Source organism: Streptomyces sp. NPDC058751 (assembly GCF_042746485.1).
Taxonomy (GTDB): domain Bacteria; phylum Actinomycetota; class Actinomycetes; order Streptomycetales; family Streptomycetaceae; genus Streptomyces.
Window position 1 is genome coordinate 11,429 of record NZ_JBHYPZ010000046.1, and the last position, 18,234, is coordinate 29,662.

Below are 18,234 nucleotides of genomic sequence, written 5' to 3' on the forward strand. Positions count from 1 at the left end.
AGCCACGGGAGCGACCCGGAAGGGGGGGGGGCCCGGGGGGCCCGGGGGGGGGGGGGGGGTGGGGGGCGCCCGCGGGGGGGGCCCCCCCCTCACCCGTCGGGTGCCCCCGCGCCGGTCACAGCCGGGCGCGGGCCCCCTCCAGGAGCCGTACGACCGAGTCGTCGGCCGCCGCCGCGACCTCGTCGTACGCGAACCACCGCAGGTCCAGGGACTCCTCGCTGATGGTCTCGACGGCGTCGGCCGGGGCGAGGGCGGCGTACTGGACGTCCAGGTGCCAGTGGCACGGCGCCGGGATGGGGTGCCGGTCCAGCGTCACCGGTCCGCCCGGCAGCAGGGTCAGGCCCGTGATGCCCGACTCCTCCTCCGCCTCGCGCAGGGCGGCCGCGGCCAGGGTCGCGTCACCCGGCTCGCAGTGCCCGCCCATCTGCAGCCACATCCGGAGCTTGCGGTGCAGCGTCAGCAGCACACGGCCGCGTGACGGATCGATCACCAGGGCGCTCGCCGTGAGGTGCCCGGCGTGGCAGGACTTCCACATCCCGTCCGGATGCCCGGACAGGTGGTCCAGATAGACCTGGCGCAGCTCTTCGTGGCCCTCGTGGCCCTTCAGCACGAGGACCGCGTCGTCGTGCAGACTCACTCGGCGCCGTCGCCCTCGCCGGCGTCCCCGGAGTCGTCCTTCTTCTTCAGGTCGGGCTTCTCGGCGCTGCCGCTCGCGGCCTCGCCGAGCATCTTGTCGAGCTCGGAGAAGTCCATGTGCTCGCGGTGCACGAAGCCGTCCGGGTCGTCCAGGTCGGACGCGTTCGGCAGCATGTCCGGGTGGGCCCACAGGCCGTCCCTGCCGTCCACACCGCGCGCGTCGGTGAGCGAGGCCCACAGCCGCGAGGCGTCGCGAAGCCGGCGCGGGCGCAGCTCCAGACCGATCAGCGTGGCGAACGTCTGCTCGGCGGGACCGCCCGTGGCGCGGCGGCGGCGCAGCGTCTCGCGCAGCGCGTCGGCCGACGCGAGCCGCGGCTTGGCCGCCGAGTGCACGACCGCGTCCACCCATCCCTCGACCAGCGCGAGCGCCGTCTCCAGACGGGCCAGCGCGGCCTTCTGCTCCGGCGTGTCCTCCGGCTGGAACATGCCCTGCTGGAGCGCCTGCTGCAGCTCCTCGGGGTTCTGCGGGTCGAACTGGCCGACCACGTCCTCCAGCTTCGCGGTGTCGACCTTGATCCCGCGCGCGTATCCCTCGACAGCGCCGAACAGGTGCGAGCGCAGCCACGGCACGTGGGCGAAGAGACGCTGGTGGGCGGCCTCGCGCAGGGCGAGGTAGAGCCGCACCTCCTCCTGGGGGACGCTCAGGTCCTTGCCGAACGACTGGATGTTCAGCGGCAGCAGCGCGGCCTTGCCGACCGGGCCGAGCGGCAGACCGATGTCGGTCGAGCCGACGACCTCGCCCGCGAGCACGCCCACGGCCTGGCCGATCTGCGTGCCGAACATGGCGCCGCCCATGGAGCGCATCATGCCGATCAGCGGGCCCGCCATGGCCTGCATCTCCTCCGGCAGCACATCGCCCATGGCCGCGCCGACGCGCTCGGCGACCGGGTCGACGAGTTCCTTCCACACCGGCAGGGTCGCCTCGACCCACTCCGCCCGGCTCCAGGCCAGCGCGGAGGCCGCGCCGGAGGGCAGGGACGTCGCGTCGTCCAGCCACAGGTCGGCCAGCCGGACGGCCTCCTCGACCGCCAGCCGCTCGGAGTGTCCGACGCTCGCGTCCTTCTTGCCGTCGGAGGTGCCCTGCGCGACCGTCTGCCGGGCGATCTGCTTGGCCATGTCCCAGTTCACCGGGCCGCCCTCGTACGAGAGCATCTGCCCCAGCTGCTGGAACGCGGCGCCCAGGTCGTTGGGGTTCATCGAACCGAACATGGCTGCGAGCGGATTGTCGGCTCCGGGGCCACCGGCTCCGGGCAGCCCGAAACCGAACGGTCCCTGACCACCACCGCCCTGCTGGTCCTTCTTCTTGCCCTCGTCGCCGCTCTCCGGCTCCTCCGGCGGAAGGCCGAATCCGAATGGGGTGTCACTCACGGGATTCCTCGGCTGGTAAGGCCGCCGGTTCGTCCGACGGCGGCTGCCCACAACACCACCCAGCGTAGACACCAGAACCCGATCGGGCCTCGGTGCTTCGCCGACTCGTCGCCTGCGGCAGGATGGATGCCACCTGGTAGGGGCGCGTCACACGCGCCCATTACTGAAGACAACCGCTGGAGACGCCCGGTGAGTTCCCCAGATCCGCAGGTTCGCGCAGCGCGAAACCACTCAACCAGCCCAGCCTCGCGCGGCCCCGTCGTCGCGGTCACCGGCGCGGCGGCCGGTGTGGGAGCGCTGCTCACCGAGCGGCTGGCCGCCAGCGAGGAGATCAAGCGGGTCGTCGCCATCGACGAGCGGCGCGGCGAGTGCGCCGACGCCCAGTGGCACATCCTGGACGTCCGGGACCCCGCGATCGCCGAGAAGCTGCGCGGCGCCGACGTCGTGGTCCATTTGGCGCTCGACCTCGACCTGGAGACGGACGCAGCGGCCAGGACCGCCTACAACGTCCGGGGGACGCAGACCGTGCTGACCGCCGCCGCGGCGGCCGGGGTCCGCCGGGTCGTGCTGTGCACGTCGGCGATGGTCTACGGAGCCCTGCCCGACAACGAGCTGCCCCTGTCCGAGGACGCCGAGCTGCGGGCGACCGCCGAGGCGACGGGCGTCGGCGACCTGCTGGAGATCGAGCGGCTCGCGCGCCGCGCGCCGCGGGCCCACCCCGGGCTGAACGTGACCGTCGTACGACCCGCGGTACTCGTCGGCGGCGGTACGGACACCGCGCTGACCAGGTACTTCGAGTCCCCCCGGCTGCTCGTGGTGGCGGGGTCGAGGCCCGCCTGGCAGTTCTGTCACGTCGAGGACCTGTGCGCCGCGCTGGAGTACGCGGTCGTCGAGAAGGTCGAGGGCGAGCTGGCCGTCGGGTGCGACGGATGGCTGGAGCAGGAGGAGGTGGAGGAGCTGAGCGGGATCCGGCGGATGGAGCTGCCGTCCGCGGTCGCGCTGGGCGCCGCCGCCCGGCTCCACCGGATCGGGCTCACTCCCTCGCCCGCCGGTGACCTCGCCTACACGATGTACCCCTGGGTGGTGAGCGGGAGCCGTCTGCACGATGCCGGGTGGCGGCCGCGCTGGACCAACGAGGAGGTCCTGGCGGAGCTGCTGGAGGAGGTCGCGGGGCGGCACACGGTGGCCGGCCGGCGGCTGGGGCGCAAGGACGCGACCGCGGCGGGCGCCGCGGGCGCCACGGTGGCCCTGCTGGGCGCGGCGGCGGTCGTCCGCCGGGCGCGGAAGGCCCGGCGCAGGTTCTGACACCGGGGGCGCGCCGTTGCGGCAACGGGGTGAACGGCGGCGGTGCGCCGGCCCTCGGCGGGTCGCCCGGGCCGTGCCGGGCCGGGTCGAGCAGGCCCGGCCGGGCTCCGCGGGACCACGCCGGGCCGTGCCGGGGCAGGCCGGACCGCGCCGTGTCCGACCGGGACCGTGCCGGACCCACCACGCCGAACCGCGCGGCACGGGACCGCGCGGCGCAGGGCTGTCCGGCACCGGGGCATGCGGTACCGGACCGCGCCGCGCCAGGTCGTGTCGTACCTGCCCGTGCCGGGCCGGGTCCCTTCATGCCGGACCGGGCTTCGCCGAGCCGGGTCGTCGTGCGGGCCGGGACCGTGGGGCCGGAGGGCTTCCGGCGGAGGGTTTCGGGCGGTACGCGCGCGTGCCGGGTGAGAGCCGCGTTCCACGGTGTCGGCGGGGTGCGGCACGATGGGGGCATGGCACCTACCTATGACCACCCCGGCGAGCGGGCCGCCCAGGACCCGATCCGGCTGCTCGCGATCCGCGACGAGCCGCTCTCCCTGGACGAGGTCTTCAAGGCCGTGGGGGACGACGCCGCCGGCGGGACCGCGTTGTTCGTGGGGACCGTGCGGAACCATGACGGGGGCGCCGACGTCGACGAGCTCGCCTACTCGTCCCATCCCAGCGCCGAGGCGGAGATGCGCCGCGTCGCGGAGAAGGTGGCCGCCGCCTATCCGGTGCGGGCGCTGGCCGCCGTTCACCGGGTGGGCGACCTGCGCGTCGGCGACCTGGCCGTGGTCGTCGCCGTGTCGTGCCCGCACCGGGGCGAGGCCTTCGAGGCCTGCCGCATGCTCATCGACGACCTCAAGCACGAGGTGCCGATCTGGAAGCACCAGAGGTTCTCCGACGGCTCGCAGGAATGGGTCGGCGCCTGCTGAGACCGGCCGGATTCCCCGGCGCCCGGGCACTCGTCGGCGCACGGCCGACACGCCGGCGTCGTCCGGTTGCGTAACCAGGGCCCTGCCGTGAGCGTTGATGCTGCGGATGGTTAATCTGCTGATCACTCAGTTGCGGTCGTTCGTGGGGTTGGGAGGTCGACATGGCGGCGCTTGCCTGGTTGCTGATTCCGCTGATGGCCGCGATCGGTGCCGGTCTGTGGGGCAGTTGGGCCGGCCGGAATCGCAAGGCGGCGGGGGACGGGGTCGAGCTCGCCGGCTACATGCGTTTCCGTGAGGCCATGGAGCGGACCGGCGTCCCGGAGAAGACCCACTCCGACGCGGCCTGAGGTCCGCGAGGCCCGCGCCCGCGCGGCGAGGCCGGGGCCCGGCGGACAGCGTCCCGCTCCGGGCGTCCTCGGAGCGGGGACCCGGAACCGTACGGAACGCTCCGGAGCACCGTCCGGAACGCGGCGTTCGTGCCTTTCGGGCGCGTTCCGGACCGGCCACGTACGGACGGCCCCGACGGTGCGCTTACACCACCGTCCCGTACTGTCGTTCCATGCCACGCCGCACCGCGACGATGCTCGCCTCCACTCTGATCCTGATCGCGCTCCTGTGCGCGGGAGTGTTCATCAAAGTGCCGTACTCGGAGATGTCACCGGGTCCCACGGTGAACACGCTGGGTGACCACGACGGTGAGCCGGTGCTGCAGATCTCGGGCCGCAAGACGTACCCGACGACCGGCCATCTGAACATGACCACGGTCCGTGTCACGAGCGCCGACTACAACATGAACCTCGTCGAGGCCGTGTACGGATGGCTGGCGCACGACAGCAAGATCGTGCCGCACGACACGCTCTACCCGAACGGCAAGACCGAGCAGGAGTCGACGCAGGAGAACGCCGAGGAGTTCAGCCAGTCCCAGGAGAGCGCCAAGGTGTCCGCCCTGAAGGAACTGGGCATCCCCGTGAAGTCCTGGGTGATCGTCTCCACCGTGGTCAAGGCCTCTCCGTCCGAGGGGCGGCTGCACGCCGGTGACGTCATCAAGGCCGTCGACGGTACGGCCGTGAAGGCGCCCGACGACGTCGCGAAACTCGTCACCAAGCACAAGCCGGGCGAGAAGGCCGTGTTCACGATCGTGCCCGCCAAGGAGCAGGCCGCCGCCGAGAAGGAGCACACGACGGCGACCACGACCAAGGACGTGACGATCACCACGGCCAAGTCCGACGACGAGGGCACCGACCGTGCCATCGTCGGGATATCGGCCGGGACCGACCACACGTTCCCGTTCACCATCGACATCAAGCTCGCCGACGTCGGCGGCCCGAGCGCGGGTCTGATGTTCTCGCTCGGCATCGTGGACAAGCTCACTCCGGGCAACCTCACCGGAGGCAAGTTCGTGGCCGGCACCGGCACCATCGACGACAACGGCAAGGTCGGCCCGATCGGCGGCATCGACATGAAGACGGTCGGCGCGCGCAACAAGGGCGCCCAGTACTTCCTGACGCCCAAGGACAACTGCGCCGAGGCCGCCAAGGACACCCCCGAGGGGCTCAGGCTCGTCAAGGTCGACACCCTCGGCGACGCGACGAAGGCACTCGAGGACATCAGCGCGGGCCGGACCTCCGACCTGCCCAAGTGCACCGTCAAGGGCTGACGGACACCGCTCGTCCGTGGCCGGGGGCGCCCCGCGGTGTGCGGGGCGCCCCCGGCCACGTCCGTGCGCGGATCAGTCCGCGAACGTCGCCGACAGCGCGTCCGCGAGGCCCGGAACGAGGCCCGCGCCCGTGAGCACCTCCGTCGCAGCGTCCTTCTCGCGCAGCCGCAGCGCCGAGTCCCGGGTGCCGTCGCGCAGGACACCGACCGTCATCCGCACCTCCTGGCGGTCCGGGTGCGCGGCGACCCACTGGGTGAGCTTCTTGCCGCTCAGCCCCTCCGGGACCGAGTTCTCCGCGGACGGCGGCAGCATCAGCCGCTCCACGGTGAGCGCGCAGCCGACGACGGCGTCGGGCCAGGCGATGGTGCCGAGGAACTCGTCCAGGGGCTTGCCCGAAGGGATCTCCTCCTGCTCGACGGGGGTGAGACCGGAGGTCTCCTGTTCGTGCTCCAGGCCGAGCTGAGCTGCGAGGCCGGGTTCCTTGGCCCGCAGCCGTGCGGTGTCTACGAGGGCGAAGAGGCGGGCGGGCTGGTCCCAGCCGAGGCCGGAGGCGTACTCGTCGATCTCGAGTACGGCCCGGGTCAGGGGGCTCGCTGCCATGGGAGTGTTGGACATGGTCACAATCCTGCCTCGTTCGTGACCTGAATCGGGAACCGAGTAAAGCGTGAGTAAGTTGCATAGATGAGGCTCCTCGTTCAGGAGCCTCGCCGACGGCCCACCGACATGGGGGCCGGACGGAATCGACAGCGACTTCGAGGTGCGCACCTTGGCTTTCCAGATGCCGGACCGCGGCGGAGGCCCGACGGGGCCACGGATCAGAGTGGGCCAGCCGTCCCGGCGTGTCCGGACCCTGCTCATGACACTGGGCGTGCTGGCCGTGCTGGCCATGGCCTTCGTCATGTTCGCGGGGTTCTGGACGGACTGGCTCTGGTACCGCTCGGTCCACTATTCGTCGGTCTTCACCACCACCCTGTGGACCAAGATAGGGCTCTTCTTCGTCTTCGGTCTGCTGATGGCGGCCGCGGTGGGCTTCAACATCTGGCTGGCGCACCGGCTGCGCCCGCCGCTGAGCGCCATGTCGATGGAGCAGCAGAGCCTCGACCGGTACCGCATGGGCATCGCGCCCTACAAGCGCTGGCTGCTGCTCGCGATCACGTCCCTGGTGGGGCTGATCGCCGGCGCCTCCGCCTCGGGCCAGTGGCGCACGTGGCTGATGTGGGTGAACGGAGTTTCCTTCGGACAGAAGGACCCCCAGTTCCACCTCGACGTCTCGTTCTACGCCTTCGACCTGCCCTGGTACCGCTTCCTGCTCGGCTTCGGCTTCGCCGCGGCCGTGCTCTCGCTGATCGCCGCCGCGCTCACGCACTACCTGTACGGCGGTCTGCGGGTCACCAGCCCCGGAGCGCGTGCCACGGCCGCGGCCACCGGACATCTCTCGGTGCTCCTCGGCGTCTTCGTCGCCCTGAAGGCGGTCGCCTACTGGCTCGACCGGTACGGACTCGCGGTGAAGTCCAGCGACTTCAAGGCGACCGGCAACTGGACGGGCCTGCGGTACGTCGACGCGAACGCGTACCTGCCCGCCAAGACGATCCTGTTCTGCATCGCCGTCATCTGCGCGCTGCTCTTCTTCGCGACGCTGTGGCGGCGTACCTGGCAGCTCCCCGTGATCGGCTTCGGCCTCATGGTGCTCTCGGCCGTCCTCATCGGGGGCCTGTACCCCGCGATAGTCCAGAAGTTCCAGGTCGAGCCCAACGAGCAGGCCAAGGAAGCGCCGTACGTCGAGAAGAACCTCAAGGCGACCCGAGAGGCGTACGGGATCGCCGGCACCGCCGTGCAGGACTACCCGGGGGCGAGCGACACCGAGGACAAGGCCGAACTCCGTGACGACGCCGACACCGTCGCGAGCATCCGGCTCATGGACCCGAACATCGTGTCGCCGACCTTCCAGCAGCTCCAGCAGGTGCGGAACTACTACGCCTTCCCCTCGAACCTGGACGTCGACCGGTACAGCAAGGACGGCAAGGAGCAGGACACCGTCCTCGGTCTGCGCGAACTGAACCTCGCGGGCATCCCGAAGAACAACTGGATCAACGACCACTTCCGGTACACCCACGGATACGGCGTCGTCGCGGCCAAGGGCACCGAGGCCGACAGCGAGGGCCGCCCGGTCTTCACCGAGTACAACCTGCCGTCCAAGGGCGACCTCGGCTCGTACAAGCAGCAGGTCTACTACGGCGAGAAGACCACCCAGTACTCGATCGTCGGCGGTCCCCAGAAGGAGATCGACTACTCCGACGACAGCGGTGAGAAGACCACCAGCTACCAGGGCAAGAGCGGGGTCAGTCTCGCGGGTCCGGTCAACCGGGCCGCGTACGCGGTGGCGTTCGGCGAACCGCAGATCCTGTACTCGGGCGCGATCGGCGAGGGTTCGCGGATCCTCTACAACCGCACCCCCAAGGAGCGGGTCGAGGCCGTCGCGCCCTGGCTGACCATCGACGGCGACGCCTACCCGGCGGTCGTCGACGGGAAGATCCAGTGGATCGTCGACGCGTACACCACCACCAACGGCTATCCGTACGCCTCGCGCACCACGCTCGGCGACACCACGGCGGACTCGCTGACGGCGGCCAACGACCAGCGCGCGGTGGTGGCCCAGCAGAACCAGGTCAACTACATCCGCAACTCGGTGAAGGCGACCGTCGACGCGTACACCGGCGCGGTCAAGCTCTACCAGTGGGACACCGAGGACCCGGTTCTGAAGACCTGGATGAAGGCGTTCCCGGACACGGTGGAGTCGAAGAAGTCGATCTCGCCGGACCTGCTGGCCCATCTCCGGTACCCGCAGGACCTGTTCAAGGTCCAGCGCGAACTGCTCACCCGCTACCACGTCAGGGACGCCCAGACGTTCCTGAGCGGCAGCGAGGTGTGGCAGGTCCCGGACGACCCGACCAACAAGTCGGGCAGCGCGGTGCCTCCGTACTACCTGAGCATGAAGCTGCCGGGAGAGTCGTCGCAGGCGTTCTCGCTGACGACGACGATGACACCGAACGGCCGTGACAACCTGAGTGCCTTCGTGTCGGTCAACGCCGAGGCGGGGACCCCCGATTACGGCAAGATCAGCATTCTGAAGCTGCCGACGGGCAGAACGGTCGACGGACCCAAGCGGGTGCAGAGCCAGTTCAACTCCGAGCCGTCCATCGCCGAGTCCATCAGGCTCCTCAGAGGCGGCGACTCGGAGGTCGAGTACGGCAACCTGCTGACCGTGCCGCTGGACGGCGGACTGCTCTACGTGGAACCGGTCTACGTCCGCGGTGGCGACCTCAAGTACCCGTTGCTGCGCAAGGTGCTGGTGACCTACGGCGGCAACACCGCCTTCGAGGACACCCTGGGCGAGGCGCTCAACAAGGTCTTCGGGGCGGAGAGTTCGACCGCGCCGCCGGAGGAGGACACCCCGAAGCCGCCCGCGACGGGCAACCCGACGGTCCAGGCCGCGCTCGCCGACGCGCAGAAAGCCTTCGACGAGGGGCAGGAAGCCCTCAAGAAGGGCGACTGGAAGGCGTACGGCGAGGCGCAGAAGAACCTCGAGGAAGCGCTGAAGAAGGCCGAGGCCGCGCAGGCCGAGGCGGACAAGGCCGCCGGCGGTTCCGGTGCGGACAAGAACACCGACAAGAACGCCGACAAGAACGCCGACAAGGACACCGGTGGCGACGCCGGCAAGAACGGCGATTCCGGCAGCAGCCCCAGTCCCGGCCCGAGCGCTGAGGAGGGCTCCGGAAGCGGCTGATCAGAGGCCCACCCCGCGCCGTGATACGGTTGAGGAACAACAGCGCGGGGTGGAGCAGCTCGGTAGCTCGCTGGGCTCATAACCCAGAGGTCGCAGGTTCAAATCCTGTCCCCGCTACTGAAGTCGAGGGCCCGGATCCAGTTCATGGATCCGGGCCCTCGGCGTGTGACGCCACGCCGGGGAGCGCCGGTGACCTGGCCACTCGCATGAAGTGCCGCGACATGCGAGGGGAGTTGAGCGTTCTGTGTTTGACTTGTCTCCCTGTGGGCATGTCGACAAAACGCTGAAGTGACCTTCACTGGCTGCGGTATACCAGGTGTACCCAGGTTGCGGGTGGTGCGACGATGGACGTTATGGGGGACAAGGCAACTCTGTTGGATACAGGGCGGTTTGCGCAGTCTGTCGACTTCGAGCAGCCTGTGGATCTCACACAGCCTTCCGACCGGGACGAGACCGGCGAGGCCGCCGAGGAGGCGCGCCAGTGGTCGGCCGCGGAGGCCGGCGACGTCGAGGCGATGAGCGTCCTCGGGGCCATGCTGCTGCGCCGCGGCGATCTCGACGCGGCCGAACCGCAGTTGCGCGCCGCCACCGCCGCGGGTGACCGTGCCGCCGCCAACAACCTGGGTGTCCTCCTCTACCAGCGCGGATACGCCGACGAGGCCGCCGGATGGTGGCGGATCGCCGCCGTGGCCGGCAGTGCCGCCGCCGCGCACGCCCTCGGCCGGCACCACCGGGAGCGCGGTGACGAGCCCGCCGCCGAGTACTGGCTGCGCCAGTCCGCCGAACAGGGGCACGCCCTGGGCGCGTACGCCCTCGCCGATCTGCTGGAGCATCGTAGCGACGTGGGTGCCGAGCAGTGGATGCGGGCCGCCGCGGAACGAGGGCACCGCGAGGCCGCGTACCGGCTGGCGCGCTCGCTCGACCGCAAAGCCCTGGATTCGGGCGAGGCCGTGGGCGACAACGGTGTCATCGGTGCCGCCGGGCAGGCCGCCGAGCAGTGGTACCGGCAGGCCGCCGCGCGCGGGCACCGCAGGGCCGCGCTGCACCTCGGGGCGATCCTGGAGAAGCGAGGTGATCTCAAGGAGGCCGGGCGCTGGTACCTGACGTCCGCCAAGGACGGGGAAGCGCGGGCCGCGTGCGCCCTCGGGTTCCTGCTGCGCGACGCCGGGGACCCCGACAGCGCCGCCGTCTGGTGGCTGCGGGCCGCGCAGGACGGGGACGGGAACGCCGCCAACGCGCTGGGCGCGCTGCACGCCGAGCGGGGCGAGACGCAGACCGCCGAGCGGTGGTACCGGGCCGCGATGGACGCGGGCGACGTGAACGGCGCGTACAACCTCGCACTGCTCTGCGTCGAGCAGGGGCGGACCGCGCAGGCCGAGCAGTGGTACCGCAGGGCCGCGTACGCCGGTCACCGCGAGGCCGCCAACGCCCTGGCGATCCTGCTGCTCCAGGTCGGCGACGCGGCCGGGGCCGAACCGTGGTTCTCCAAGGCCGCCGAGGCCGGAAGCGTGGACGCCGCGTTCAACCTCGGCATCCTGCACGCCGGACGAGCTACCGAGAGCGACGACGCCGCGGCGCTGCGGTGGTACGAGCGCGCGGCCGCCGCCGGGCACACGGAGGCGGCGCTCCAGGTGGGCATCGCGCGGCTGCGGGAGGGCGACGAGCCGGCCGCCGAGCGGCATCTGCGGTGCGCCGCTGGAGGGGGCAGCGCCGAGGCCGCCTACCGGCTCGCCGCCGTGCTCGACGCCCGGCGGCCTCCGGCGCCCGCGCACGAACTCGGGGAGCCCGCGCAGGAGAAGAGCGAGTGCGAGGAGTGGTACGAGCGGGCCGCGTCCCAGGGGCACCGGCGCGCGCAGGTGCGGGTGGGGATGCTGGCCGCGGCGCGGGGCGACGTGGTGGAGGCCGCTCGCTGGTACCGCGAGGCCGCGGAGGCGGGGTCGCGCAACGGCGCCTTCAACCTCGGGCTGCTGCTGGCCCGTGAGGGGAGCGAGCCGGAGGCGGCGCTGTGGTGGACCCGCGCGGCCGACGCGGGGCACGGGCGGGCGGCGCTCAGACTGGCGCTCGTGTACGCGCGGCGCGGGGAACTCGCCGAGGGTCAGCGCTGGGCCGACCGCGCGGTGTCGCTGGGGCCGGCGGAGGTCGCCGAACGGGCGGCACGGCTGCGGGACGCCCTGCGGGAGGAACTGTCCGCGTGAGGGGCGGCCGGGCGGGATGCCGGCCGGACGCGGGCGGGGCTGTTCGTGTGAGGGCGGGGCTGTCTGTGTGAGGGCGGGGCGGCCGACCTGGTCCGAGGCCGGCCGGGGTTCGCTCCGCCAATGGATTTGCGTCGGCCATGGTCTTGACGTACTGTTCAGTTCATCGACGCGGGGTGGAGCAGCTCGGTAGCTCGCTGGGCTCATAACCCAGAGGTCGCAGGTTCAAATCCTGTCCCCGCTACTGAAGGCCGAGGGCCGGAATCCGAAGGGATTCCGGCCCTCGGTGCGTTTGCGGGCCCGGCGCCGAAACGCGGCAGCGAACAGCGAACGGCACGTGTGAACGGCGCGGGGTGAACGGCGCGCGGCCCGGGGTCGGCCCGCCGGTCGCAGAAAGCCCCGGCGCGCGTGGCGTGCCGGGGCTTTCGGGTGCTCACGAGGGCGTCGCGTGCTGCTACGCCGCCATGGCCGCGCAGTCGGGGCAGACGCCCCGGTAGGTCACCTCGACGTTCGAGACGGTGAAGCCGAAGCGCTCCGAGTCGGGGAGGTCGCCGAGCGGGTTGCCGATCGGGTGGACGTCGCGGATCGCCCCGCAGCGGGCGCAGACCAGGTGGTGGTGCGGATGGTGCGCGTTCGGGTCGTACCGCTTGGCGCGCTTGTCCGTGGCGACTTCCAGCACCTCGCCGAGCGAGACCAGCTCGCCCAGGGTGTTGTAGACGGTCGCCCGGGAGATCTCGGGCAGCTTGGCGACGGCGCGGGCGTGCACCTCGTCGGCCGTCAGATGGACGTGGTCGCCGTCGAGGACCTCGGCCACGACACGTCGCTGCGCGGTCATGCGCCATCCACGTCCGCGCAGTCGTTCCAACAGGTCACTCATACAGGTCAGCGTAACAGCAGGTGAACCAGATCCCGAACGGGTGTGATTTTAGATCATGCTCTGACTTGGACAGTGTCTATGTCGGAGCGGAGTCCGGCGCGCCCGTCGTGGGCGGCGGGCCCGGCCCCCGTGATCTGTCCGGGGGCCGGGCCCGCCGAGGTGCTCGGGTCGGATCCGGGGTCCGCTCAGGCCGCCGGTATGCGCTGCCGGACGGGTGCCCAGCAGCGGATGATGTCGCGGACCGAGACGATGCCCACCGGGCCGCCGCCGTCGAGTACGACCAGGTGCCGGAAGCCGCCGTGCGACATCGCGGCCGCGGCCTCGTCCAGGGTCCAGGTGGGCGCTGCGAAGACGACGTCGGTGGTGGTGTGGCTGCCGGCGGTCTCCGAGTCCGGGTTCTGGCCGTGGGCGAGGGAGTTGAGGATGTCGCGCTCGGTGAGGATGCCGAGGCCGGAGGAGTCCTCGTCGAGGACCACCGCCGCGCCGACGTGGCGTGCGGACATCAGGCGGGCCGCCTGTCGGAGGGTGTGTGCCGGGCCGATGGTGAGGACCACCGTGCTCATGGCGTCGCGGACGAGCATGGGCTGGAGCCACCTCCTCGGTGAGCCGCGGACTCCCCGGCTCCGGACGGAGCGCAAAGAGAAGCGGTTCACAAGTTCACAAGTGGGGGAGCTCTCAGAGTCGCAGTTAAAGAGAGGGTCAACAAGGGGGCGCGTGCCGTGAGTTCGGGGGCGCCCGGGGTTGCTCGGCACTCCCGGGGCCGGCCGGGGCCGCTCACCGGCGCTTCCCCGGGCGCGCCCGCGGCAGGGCACCGGGCGGCGGCCGCGCGGCCGGTCACCGCATCACGCCGGCCGCCCGCCGGTCAGTAGCGCTGGTTCAGATACCCCAGCATCTCGTCGTGGAGGAGGCCGTTCGACGCGGTCCCGTTGCCGCTGTGCGGGCCGGGGCGTCCGTCGAGGCCGGTGAACATGCCGCCCGCCTCGGTCACGATGATCGCGTTCGCCGCCATGTCCCAGAGCGACAGCTCGGGTTCGGCGCAGATGTCGACCGAGCCCTCGGCGACCATCATGTACGGCCAGAAGTCGCCGTAACCGCGGGTGCGCCAGACCGCCTTCGTCAGATCGAGGAAACCGTCCAGACGGCCCTGGTCCTCCCAGCCGGACAGCGAGGAGTACGCGAAGGACGCGTCGGACATCCGGGAGACGCTGGACACCCGCAGCCGGGTCGCGGAGGACAGGCTGCGCCCGGTGAACGCGCCGTGCCCCTTCGCCGCCCACCAGCGACGGCCCAGCGCGGGGGCGGAGACGACGCCGACGACCGGCTGGTAGCCGCCCTCGCCCGCCTCCATCAGGGAGATCAGCGTGGCCCACACGGGCACGCCGCGGACGTAGTTCTTGGTGCCGTCGATCGGGTCGACGACCCAGCGGCGCGGGCCCGTGCCCTCGATCCCGTACTCCTCGCCGAGGACCGCGTCGCGCGGCCTGGCCCGCTGGAGATGGCCGCGGATGAGTTCCTCGGCGGCCTTGTCCGCCTCGCTCACCGGCGTCATGTCCGGCTTGGTCTCGACCTTCAGGTCGAGCGCCTTGAAACGGTCCATCGTCGCGGCGTCGGCGGCGTCCGCCAGGACATGGGCGAGGCGCAGGTCATCGCGGTAGTCGGGCATGGGTGAACCGTATCCGCCCGTGTCGGGACGGGGCTACACGGGACCGACAGGTGATCACCGGGCGGGACCGCGCCTGCGCGCCGACGGGGGACCCGTCCCGGCGCTCGCGCCAGGTCCGGGCGCGCACGGCCCGGGGCGCGCGCCCAGCGGGGCCGCCTCACCCCCTTGACAGTGCTCCTGTACGCGTCAAACCTGGCTCCAGAGCCGCTCGCCCCGAGGAGGCGATGATGCCCGCAGCGCGCGAATCGCTCTTGGACGCCGCCTATACGGCACTCGCGCGCAGGCCGTGGTCCGCGGTGCGGATGGTCGACGTGGCCGCGGTGGCCGGAGTGTCACGCCAGACGCTCTACAACGAGTTCGGGAGCAAGGAGGGCCTCGCGCGTGCCCTCGTGCGGCGGGAGGCCGACGCCTATCTCGCCGGTGTCGACCGGGCCCTGGCCGCTCACACGGACGCGCGGGAGCGGCTGGCCGCGACCGCCGAGTGGACCGCCTCGACGGCCCGCAGCAACGCGCTGGTGCGGGCGATGCTCACCGGATGCTGGAGCGAGCGGCTGCCCTCGCCCGCGCTGTCCGCCGTGCCCTCGTCGTCCCCGGTGCCGGCGCAGCGGCGGGCCGACGGACCGCTGCCCACGCCCGCCGACTTCGTGGCGCTGGTCCGCGACCGCGCGGTCGCCGCGCTGGCCCTGTCCCGGGCGGACACCCCCGAGGTCACGCGGGCCTGCGAACTGGCGGCCCGGCTCGCGCTGTCCTGCGTGGTCGCGCCGCCCGCGCGGGGCGGGGCCACGGAGTTGGTCAGGACCGCGCTGGCACCGTCCCCCCGGCTCGGGGTCTGAGGGGCGGGGCACTCCGTGTTCCGGCGGCGTCCCCGTGTTCCGACGGCGTCCCCGTGTTCCGGCGGCGTCCCGAGGAGGTGTGCTCAGTGCGCCGACCCCGACAGCTGGAGCCCGATGACACCGATGATGACCAGGCTGATCGAGACGATCTTGAGGACCGAGACCAGGTCGTCGAGGAAGATCATGCCGTAGACGGCGGTCCCGGCCGCGCCGATGCCGGTCCACACCGCGTAGGCGGGACCGACGTCGAGCTTCTTCAGGGAAAGGGTCAGCAGACCGAAGCTGCCCAGCGCGAAGATGCAGAACGCGACGGTGGGCCAGAGCCTCGTGAAGCCGTGGGAGAGCTTCAGACAGACCGCGAAGCCGGTTTCGAGCAGTCCCGCCACAACGACCAGCAGCCACGCCATGTCTTGTCCTCCCGCATCACACGTCGACTGCTTCGGCTGGTCCGGCTCGGTGCGATGATGCATTCACCGCCCCGGAGAAGCCCTTACCGACCGCGGGCGCACGCAAACACGGAGACGTCAGTCGCCCTCGCGGCGCTCGCGCGTGGCCAGCAGACGGCGCAGCGAGAACAGCCGCTGCGGGTCCGCGTGGCCGTCGGCCACCCACTCGTCGAGCGCGCAGTCCGGTTCGTCGTGGCTGCACGCCCGGGGGCAGCCCTCCGTGCCCGGTTCGAGATCGGGGAAGGCGTGGATGACCCGGGACGGATCGACGTGGTTGAGGCCGAAGGAACGGACGCCGGGGGTGTCGATCACCCAGCTTCCGCCGCCGCCCGCCAGGGGCAGCGCCAGCGCCGAGGTGGTCGTGTGCCGGCCGCGGCCCGTGACCGCGTTGACGTGGCCCGTCGTCCGCCGCCGCTCGGGCGGCACCAGCGCGTTCACCAGGGTCGTCTTGCCCACGCCCGAGTGCCCGACGAACGCCGTGATCCTGCCGTCCAGGTGTTCGCGCACCCGGTCGGCGGCGGCCTCGCTGCGCAGCTCCTCGCGGCTGGTCACCACGTAGGGGATGTCCAGCGCGCCGTACAGCTCCAGGAACTTGTCCGGCGGCGCCAGGTCCGACTTCGTGAGCACCAGCAGCGGGCTCAGCCCGCCGTCGAAGGCCGCCACCAGACAGCGGTCGATCAGCCGGGGGCGCGGCTCGGGGTCCGCGAGGGCGGTGACGATGGCGAGCTGGTCGGCGTTGGCGACGACCACCCGCTCGTACGGGTCGTCGTCGTCGGCCGTGCGGCGCAGCACCGAGTCGCGCGGCTCGATGCGGACGATGCGGGCGAGGGTGTCCTTCTCGCCGGACAGGTCGCCGACGATGGCCACCTTGTCGCCCACGACGGCGGCCTTGCGGCCCAGTTCCCGTGCCTTCATCGCCACCACGGCACGGTCCTCGACCAGACAGGTCAGCCGGCCGCGGTCGACCGTGAGGACCATGCCCTCGACGGCCTCCTCGTGCTTGGGGCGGATGTTCGTACGCGGACGGTTGCCCTTGCGGTTCGGCCGCTGGCGGATGTCGTCCTCGTCGGTGTGCTTGCCGTAACGGCGCATGATCCAGGTCCGCCCGTCAGTTCCCGAGCATCCCGGTCCACAGGTCGGGGAAGTCGGGCAGCGTCTTCGCCGTCGTCGCCACGTTCTCGATCTGGACGCCCTCCACCGCCAGCCCGATGATCGCGCCGGCCGTCGCCATGCGGTGGTCGTCGTACGTGTGGAAGACGCCGCCGTGCAGCGGGCGCGGCCGGATGTGCAGGCCGTCGGCGGTCTCGGTGACGTCGCCGCCGAGTTCGTTGATCTCCTTGGTGAGCGCGGCCAGCCGGTCCGTCTCGTGCAGCCGCAGATGGGCCACGCCCCGCAGTGTGGAGGGGGAGTCGGCGAGCGCCGCGACCGCCGCGACGCCCGGGGTCAGCTCACCGACCTCGCCCAGGTCCACGTCGATGCCGTGAACGGCACCCGAACCGGTGAACTCCAGTCCGCGTTCGGTCAGTTCGCAGGAACCACCCATCTCGGTGAAGATCTCCCGCAGCCGGTCGCCGGGCTGGGTGGTGCGGGCCGGCCAGTCCGGGATCACGACTGTGCCGCCGGTCACCAGCGCCGCCGCCAGGAACGGCTGGGCGTTCGACAGGTCCGGCTCGATGATCAGGTCGCGGCCGAGCAGCGCGCCCGACGTCACCCGCCACACGTTCGGCTCGCCGCCCGACTCCGGGGTGTCCACCTGGGCGCCGACCGCGCGCAGCATGTCCACGGTCATCCGGATGTGCGGCATGGACGGGAGGGTCGAACCGGTGTGCCGGACCTCGACGCCCTGGTTGAAACGCGGGGCGGAGAGCAGCAGGGCGGACACGAACTGGGAGGACGACGACGCGTCGATCTCCACCGTGCCGCCGTCCAGGGCGCCGCTGCCGTGGACCGTGAGCGGCAGCGAGCCGCGGGCGTCGTCGTCGATCCGGGCGCCGAGCACGCGCAGCGCGTCGATCACGCCGTTCAGCGGACGCTCGTACGACCGCGGGTCGCCGTCGAAGCGGACGGGGCCGTCCGCCAGCGCGGCGACCGGGGGGAGGAAGCGCATCACGGTGCCGGCGTTGCCGACGTCGACCGTGGCCGGTCCGCGCAGGCCCGAGGGGATGATCCGCCAGGCCTCGCCGGAGGCGTCCGGGCCCGCGGCGACCGTCGAGCTGGAGGCGACCGTCTCCTCGATGCCGACACCCATCGCGCGGAGCGCGCCGGCCATCAGCAGGGTGTCGCGGGAACGCAGCGGGCGGCGCAGCCAGCCCGGCTCGGAGGCCAGCGCGGCCAGGACGAGGGCGCGGTTGGTGACCGACTTGGACCCCGGCACGTGAACCGTCGCGTCGACGGCTCCGCTTGCGTGCGGGGCTGGCCAGAGGGCGGTGTGGGCGGGGTTCACGGTCATGCGCCCCACTTTAGTGGCAGGGCGCCGGGCAGCCGCGGCTCCGTCACCGC

At 71.9% G+C, this 18,234-nt stretch carries 16 protein-coding genes and 2 tRNA genes; 9 read left to right on the forward strand and 9 right to left on the reverse strand.

Features of this window, described 5'->3' with window-relative positions; translation table 11 throughout:
- Nucleotides 1-115: 115 nt before the first annotated feature.
- Both ACFW6B_RS33025 and ACFW6B_RS33030 read right to left on the reverse strand, forming a co-directional pair.
- Entirely contained in the window at nt 116-637 is a 522-nt protein-coding gene (locus ACFW6B_RS33025; RefSeq protein ID WP_386601950.1) for an NUDIX hydrolase, read from the reverse strand.
- Nucleotides 634-2,064: a zinc-dependent metalloprotease gene (locus ACFW6B_RS33030; RefSeq protein WP_386601952.1), complete on the reverse strand. Its 1,431-nt coding sequence runs from the start codon at nt 2,062-2,064 to the stop codon at nt 634-636. The genes ACFW6B_RS33025 and ACFW6B_RS33030 overlap by 4 nt, the downstream gene beginning before the upstream one ends.
- A gap of 189 nt (nt 2,065-2,253) precedes the next feature.
- Between ACFW6B_RS33030 and ACFW6B_RS33035 the strand changes: the two genes are divergently transcribed.
- The 4 genes from ACFW6B_RS33035 to ACFW6B_RS33050 all read left to right on the forward strand — a co-directional run bounded on the left by ACFW6B_RS33035 (nt 2,254) and on the right by ACFW6B_RS33050 (nt 5,940).
- The gene (locus ACFW6B_RS33035) at nt 2,254-3,369 is read left to right on the forward strand and encodes an SDR family oxidoreductase (protein ID WP_386601954.1); all 1,116 of its coding nucleotides are present in this window, start codon (nt 2,254-2,256) and stop codon (nt 3,367-3,369) included.
- A gap of 452 nt (nt 3,370-3,821) precedes the next feature.
- Nucleotides 3,822-4,283, forward strand: a complete 462-nt coding sequence (locus ACFW6B_RS33040) for a molybdenum cofactor biosynthesis protein MoaE (RefSeq protein ID WP_386601956.1) — start codon at nt 3,822-3,824, stop codon at nt 4,281-4,283.
- A gap of 161 nt (nt 4,284-4,444) precedes the next feature.
- Nucleotides 4,445-4,630, forward strand: coding sequence for a hypothetical protein (locus tag ACFW6B_RS33045; protein ID WP_386601958.1), 186 nt, complete (start codon nt 4,445-4,447; stop codon nt 4,628-4,630).
- A 212-nt stretch (nt 4,631-4,842) separates the two neighbouring features.
- A complete protein-coding gene (locus ACFW6B_RS33050) occupies nt 4,843-5,940 on the forward strand; it encodes a PDZ domain-containing protein (RefSeq protein WP_386601960.1) in 1,098 nt (365 codons plus the stop codon).
- A 72-nt stretch (nt 5,941-6,012) separates the two neighbouring features.
- Here the strand turns inward: ACFW6B_RS33050 and ACFW6B_RS33055 are convergent, their stop codons facing one another.
- Nucleotides 6,013-6,555 (reverse strand): PPA1309 family protein, encoded by a 543-nt coding sequence (locus ACFW6B_RS33055; protein ID WP_386601962.1) that lies wholly within the window; start codon nt 6,553-6,555, stop codon nt 6,013-6,015.
- A gap of 163 nt (nt 6,556-6,718) precedes the next feature.
- Between ACFW6B_RS33055 and ACFW6B_RS33060 the strand changes: the two genes are divergently transcribed.
- From ACFW6B_RS33060 to ACFW6B_RS33075, 4 genes are all read left to right on the forward strand, one after another.
- Nucleotides 6,719-9,724 (forward strand): UPF0182 family protein, encoded by a 3,006-nt coding sequence (locus ACFW6B_RS33060; RefSeq protein WP_386602077.1) that lies wholly within the window; start codon nt 6,719-6,721, stop codon nt 9,722-9,724.
- Nucleotides 9,725-9,767: 43 nt separating this feature from the next.
- A tRNA-Met gene (locus ACFW6B_RS33065) sits at nt 9,768-9,841 on the forward strand.
- A 227-nt stretch (nt 9,842-10,068) separates the two neighbouring features.
- Complete coding sequence (locus ACFW6B_RS33070) at nt 10,069-11,919, forward strand: sel1 repeat family protein (protein WP_386601964.1); 1,851 nt, start codon at nt 10,069-10,071, stop codon at nt 11,917-11,919.
- A 167-nt stretch (nt 11,920-12,086) separates the two neighbouring features.
- A tRNA-Met gene (locus ACFW6B_RS33075) sits at nt 12,087-12,160 on the forward strand.
- Nucleotides 12,161-12,370: 210 nt separating this feature from the next.
- Here the strand turns inward: ACFW6B_RS33075 and ACFW6B_RS33080 are convergent.
- The 3 genes from ACFW6B_RS33080 to hisN form a co-directional block, all read right to left on the reverse strand.
- Nucleotides 12,371-12,793 carry a Fur family transcriptional regulator gene (locus ACFW6B_RS33080; protein WP_386601966.1) on the reverse strand — a complete coding sequence of 141 codons (423 nt, stop codon included), beginning with the start codon at nt 12,791-12,793 and terminating at the stop codon, nt 12,371-12,373.
- Nucleotides 12,794-12,978: 185 nt separating this feature from the next.
- Entirely contained in the window at nt 12,979-13,374 is a 396-nt protein-coding gene (locus ACFW6B_RS33085) for a cyclic nucleotide-binding/CBS domain-containing protein (RefSeq protein WP_386601968.1), read from the reverse strand.
- Between the two features lie 281 nt (nt 13,375-13,655).
- Complete coding sequence (gene hisN, locus ACFW6B_RS33090; protein WP_386601970.1) at nt 13,656-14,456, reverse strand: histidinol-phosphatase; 801 nt, start codon at nt 14,454-14,456, stop codon at nt 13,656-13,658.
- Between the two features lie 227 nt (nt 14,457-14,683).
- Here hisN and ACFW6B_RS33095 point away from each other — a divergent pair, with 227 nt between their 5' ends.
- A complete protein-coding gene (locus ACFW6B_RS33095; protein WP_386602079.1) occupies nt 14,684-15,289 on the forward strand; it encodes a TetR/AcrR family transcriptional regulator in 606 nt (201 codons plus the stop codon).
- Nucleotides 15,290-15,372: 83 nt separating this feature from the next.
- Here ACFW6B_RS33095 and ACFW6B_RS33100 read toward each other — a convergent pair whose 3' ends face one another.
- From ACFW6B_RS33100 to aroA, 3 genes are all read right to left on the reverse strand, one after another.
- On the reverse strand, nt 15,373-15,696 hold the full coding sequence (locus ACFW6B_RS33100) for a DMT family transporter (RefSeq protein WP_386601972.1): 324 nt from the start codon (nt 15,694-15,696) through the stop codon (nt 15,373-15,375).
- A gap of 117 nt (nt 15,697-15,813) precedes the next feature.
- On the reverse strand, nt 15,814-16,827 hold the full coding sequence (gene rsgA / locus ACFW6B_RS33105; protein WP_386601974.1) for a ribosome small subunit-dependent GTPase A: 1,014 nt from the start codon (nt 16,825-16,827) through the stop codon (nt 15,814-15,816).
- Nucleotides 16,828-16,843: 16 nt separating this feature from the next.
- On the reverse strand, nt 16,844-18,184 hold the full coding sequence (aroA, locus tag ACFW6B_RS33110; protein WP_386601976.1) for a 3-phosphoshikimate 1-carboxyvinyltransferase: 1,341 nt from the start codon (nt 18,182-18,184) through the stop codon (nt 16,844-16,846).
- Nucleotides 18,185-18,234: the final 50 nt, after the last annotated feature.